This window comes from uncultured Thermosynechococcus sp., from assembly GCF_937958135.1.
Taxonomy (GTDB): Bacteria; Cyanobacteriota; Cyanobacteriia; order Thermosynechococcales; family Thermosynechococcaceae; genus Thermosynechococcus.
Genome location: NZ_CALGOG010000028.1, coordinates 1 through 4032, shown reverse-complemented (window position 1 = coordinate 4032; position 4032 = coordinate 1). Strand labels below are relative to the sequence as shown.

The 4032-nt window shown below is 54.7% G+C and carries 4 protein-coding genes and 2 pseudogenes; 2 read left to right on the top strand and 4 right to left on the bottom strand.

What is annotated here, in order from left to right:
* Positions 1-190: 190 nt before the first annotated feature.
* Positions 191-1330, top strand: a complete 1140-nt coding sequence (locus Q0711_RS03925) for a glycosyltransferase family 1 protein (RefSeq protein ID WP_298611826.1) — start codon at positions 191-193, stop codon at positions 1328-1330.
* Here the strand turns inward: Q0711_RS03925 and Q0711_RS03920 are convergent.
* The 4 genes and pseudogenes from Q0711_RS03920 to Q0711_RS03905 form a co-directional block, all read right to left on the bottom strand.
* Complete coding sequence (locus tag Q0711_RS03920) at positions 1320-2513, bottom strand: SAM-dependent methyltransferase (RefSeq protein ID WP_298611805.1); 1194 nt, start codon at positions 2511-2513, stop codon at positions 1320-1322. The two genes, Q0711_RS03925 and Q0711_RS03920, sit on opposite strands and share 11 nt — an antisense overlap.
* Positions 2513-2680 carry a hypothetical protein gene (locus Q0711_RS03915; protein WP_298611802.1) on the bottom strand — a complete coding sequence of 56 codons (168 nt, stop codon included), beginning with the start codon at positions 2678-2680 and terminating at the stop codon, positions 2513-2515. The genes Q0711_RS03920 and Q0711_RS03915 overlap by 1 nt, the downstream gene beginning before the upstream one ends.
* Positions 2666-3162, bottom strand: a pseudogene (locus Q0711_RS03910) (L-glutamate gamma-semialdehyde dehydrogenase); the annotation flags it as partial. The gene Q0711_RS03915 and the pseudogene Q0711_RS03910, both read right to left, overlap by 15 nt.
* 96 nt (positions 3163-3258) lie before the next feature.
* Positions 3259-3657, bottom strand: a complete 399-nt coding sequence (locus tag Q0711_RS03905; RefSeq protein WP_298611796.1) for a hypothetical protein — start codon at positions 3655-3657, stop codon at positions 3259-3261.
* A gap of 39 nt (positions 3658-3696) precedes the next feature.
* Between Q0711_RS03905 and Q0711_RS03900 the strand changes: the two are divergent.
* Positions 3697-4032 (top strand): annotated as a pseudogene (locus tag Q0711_RS03900) (primosomal protein N'); the annotation flags it as partial.

Below are 4032 nucleotides of genomic sequence, written 5' to 3'. Positions count from 1 at the left end.
GCGGCCACCTGTTTGCGATCGCGAGGGGTAGCTAGAATACCTCGATTCAGGCCAGCGATCGCCATTAACAATTCTGTTTTCGCCACTGTTTACCCCTCCTTAGGAAGGAAACTTTTTGGCTCCGACGGGTTGCGCCAAGACCCCCCTGATTCGAGAATGGGAAAAATCCCTCTCCATTCAGGTTACCGAAATGCGGATCGCGCTATTTACCGAGACATTTCTGCCCAAAATTGATGGCATTGTTACCCGTTTGTGTCAAACTGTACGCCATCTGCAACGCCATGGGCATCAGGTGTTGGTGGTGGCTCCTGAGGGTGGGTTAGATCATTATGAAGGCGCGCAGATCTACGGTGTCTCCGGTTTTCCCCTCCCATTGTATCCTGAACTCAAATTAGCCCTGCCGCGACCCGCCATTGGTAAAGCCCTAGCCACCTTTGAACCCGATCTGATCCATGTGGCCAATCCGGCTGTTTTAGGGTTGGCGGGTTTGTACTATGCGGAGAAATTGCAATTACCCTTAGTGGCCTCCTACCATACCCACCTGCCCCAATATCTGAAGTACTATGGCCTAGGGTTTCTTGAGGAAGTCCTCTGGTCACTGCTGCGCTGGGGGCATAACCGCGCTCAATTGAATTTGTGTACCTCGACAGCAATGGTGGCGGAACTGAAAGCCCACGGGATTCGCCATCTCCATCTCTGGCAGCGGGGCGTGGATGTGGAATTGTTCCATCCCCAACGCCAAAGTCAAGAAATGCGACATTTTCTCAGTCAAGGGCATCCAGATGCTCCCCTGCTCCTTTACGTGGGTCGCCTCTCGGCTGAAAAGGAAATTGAGCAAATTAAACCCATCCTAGAGCAGATACCGCAGGCAAGACTGGCCCTAGTGGGCAATGGCCCCCATCGAGATGCCCTAGAAAAACACTTTGCCGGTACACCCACCCATTTTGTCGGCTATCTGCGGGGTGAACGCTTGGCAGCGGCCTTTGCCTCGGCGGATGTCTTTATTTTTCCCTCACGCACGGAAACCCTTGGCTTGGTTCTCTTAGAGGCGATGGCGGCAGGCTGTCCGGTGGTGGCGGCCAATAGTGGGGGAATTCCCGATATTGTCACTGATGGAGTGAATGGCTTTTTGTTTGATCCAGCGGATCCTACGGGAGCGATCACGGCTTGTCAACGTCTTTTTGACTCGCCGGGTGACCGCGAGACCCTCCGCCAAAATGCCCGCCAAGAGGCAGAACGCTGGAGTTGGGCTGCCGCCACCCAGCAACTGGAGGAGTACTATCGGTCTCTTTTGCCAGCTCCGCAACGGGATGTGGCTCTCAGTCGTTGAGCAACCTTGGGGAAGTCCCCCTCTGAGTTGCTCTGAATACCTGATCTGCTTCCTGTAAGGGCGGCAGTTTTAGGGTGGCCTGTTTGCCCTGAAGAACGACGTAGAAGCCACCGAGGCCTAGAGGATCAATGAGTTGGTGTAGGGATTGATGGCGGTTTAAGGCGTGGAGGAGATGGCCATTACTCTGTTGTTGGGCAAGGAGGCGATCGCCCAAGCCTAGGGCCATGAGAAACAAACTCTGACGGGTGATATACAGGGTTTCAAGGCCAAACTTTTCCCCGTAGCGAGTCAAGGCAGTCACATCCACATGAGCTGTGATGTCCTGCTCGCCAACAAAACTATAGGGATTGTTGTGGCGGCGATGGCGGTAGTAGCACTGTAGGGTGCCCTCACAGCGGGCAGGATGGTAGTACTGATGTGCGGGATACCCATAGTCAATGGTAAGAACAAAGCCCTGCTCAAGGCGCTGGCTGAGGTCTTTTAACCACGGGATAAGGCGCAGATTGACTTCAGTACGGTAGCCGTCGGCATAGCCCTGCTGCTGTGGATCAATGCCGATAGTGGCAAAGTACTCATGGATGCGATCCTCCCTCAGGGGGCGCAACACCTCTTGAAAGGCTCCTTGCTTATCGAGGGTTACATAAATTTCCTGCCAGTTGCCCCCCTGCCATTGCAGCCGATGCACCGGAAAAGCATCGATCAGTTCATTGCTAAAGATACAGCCGATGATCGATTCCGCAGGGGTCTCAGCACCTTGCCAGGACAGGCGATCGCCCCAACGTGCCAAGCGTTGCTGTTGGCGCTCCCGTAAACTGGGGGATTGTTCTTGAATCTGATACTTTAGGGCGGCAAAGAAATCGGGATAGGTAGCCTGACTATAACCTAAGACAACATCAGCAAACTCCCCCTCACCAGCGCCCATTTCCAGTAGTGTAAACCGTTGGGGACAATCCAAAGCGTGCCACATCTGAACAAAGGCCTCGGTGAGGAGTTCGGCAAAATCTCTAGTCAGACTACCGGAGGTGATAAAGTCGCCCCCTCGGCCGATTTGCATTTGAGGTCGGTTATAGTAGCCCCCCTGTGGGGCATACAGCGCCAAATCCATAAACTCACAAAAGGAAATGGCGCCCACTGCCCTAATGCGCTCCTGAATTTCAACAAGTAGCGGATTGCCCGTCGGCATTAATTATCCAGTCCAGCAATGGGTGCAAAGCCTTGGCGCTGCACATTCTCGGTAATGACGCGCGGCTCAGGAAATTGTAGCAGGTAGGAGTAGAAGGCCGTCAACTTCACGGAAACCTGTACCGGGTTGACTCCCGCCCGCTGCCCTAAGGGGCTGAGTTGCGCCATTAAGTCAAGGTAGCGTCGCGATACTGCTGCGCCTCGGCCTCTGTAATTACCGCCTCCCCTAGAATATCCATGGTCACCAGCATGCCCTGCTTGCCCAAATGGCCAATGGTTTTCAGCACCTGTTCGGTGGTTTCGCCGGCAATGTATTTGTGGGCAAGGGCTTGCACGGCAGTCATAAATGTGGTGGCCGCTGCTTGCGCTGGCAGTGAATCGGGTTGGGCAAAGTTGAGGAGCTTTTTCAAGCGTTCCGGCAGTTCCACAGCGGGGTCACTGAGGTACTCTTGGAGATGGCGAGCCACCTCGCTTTTGCTGCGCAGGCTAGGCAGACAGTCAATGGGCCGAAAAAGTTGTACCCGCAGGCACGGCTGTTCCATAGCCCAACCGAGCAGCTTGTTTTCTATGCGGATTTGCTCCCGCAATTGGCTCAGGAAGTTTCGGGAAGTTTGGCTTGCTGCCCACAGTTGACGGGCGATCGCAATCATTTGTGCTTCGTAAAGATCATCGAAAAACAGAGGGGTGAGGAGGCGTTTCCTTTATCCTCCCATGTTCCCCAGAAAGACAAGGGTCTCAGCCCCTTGCTAGCGCGGACGAATAAAATGGCGGTTGGCTCGCACCAAGCAAATCTGATTGTCCTTCCCAAGGGTCACCTTCAGCCAAGGCAGACCACGATCATCAGGGATCATGGCAAAACCGGCTGGGGCAAGATTTGCCTTCAACACCGTGCCGCGTGGAAAGCGACGCACCACAGGCCAGCGCCAAATGTCTGTCCGCGGCCACTTGGCCAGGGGACTATACCACGCCTTTGGGACTTGGGGTGACCACCGACAGTTGAGGCCTTGCCTATCTGAGTCCACCACCACCCAAGTGCGATGATCAGTGCGGAGAGGGTAGTCTCCATGGCGGTTGGCTTGGGGTAAATTGGGGTTCTGGGCAAGGAGCGGTAGGAGTAGTAAAGTTGTCCAAACCCTTCGAGGCATTTTTTTCCGCCTATGAGCCTTGTTAGTTCTACCCCTGTTATGGCACAGTGCCCGGCCTATGCTAAGGTCTTGGTAGATTGTGTGGGGGCGACTGACGCCTACACCTACAGTGTTCCCAAGAATTGGGCAGTGCATGGGGGCGATGTGGTGGAGGTGCCCTTTGGTGCCCAAGTGGTGCGGGGAATTGTTCTGGAAGTCCAAGCAGAGCCGCCCCCGACAGTGGGGCCAGCGCGTTTGCGATCGCTCCTAGAAATTGTTGACCAGCAGCTTTTTCCAAAAGATTATTGGGCGTTCCTAGAGCAGATTGCCACCTACTACTGCACGCCTTTGATCCAAGTGGTGCGCACTGCCCTGCCGCCGGGGGTTTTGGGGAGA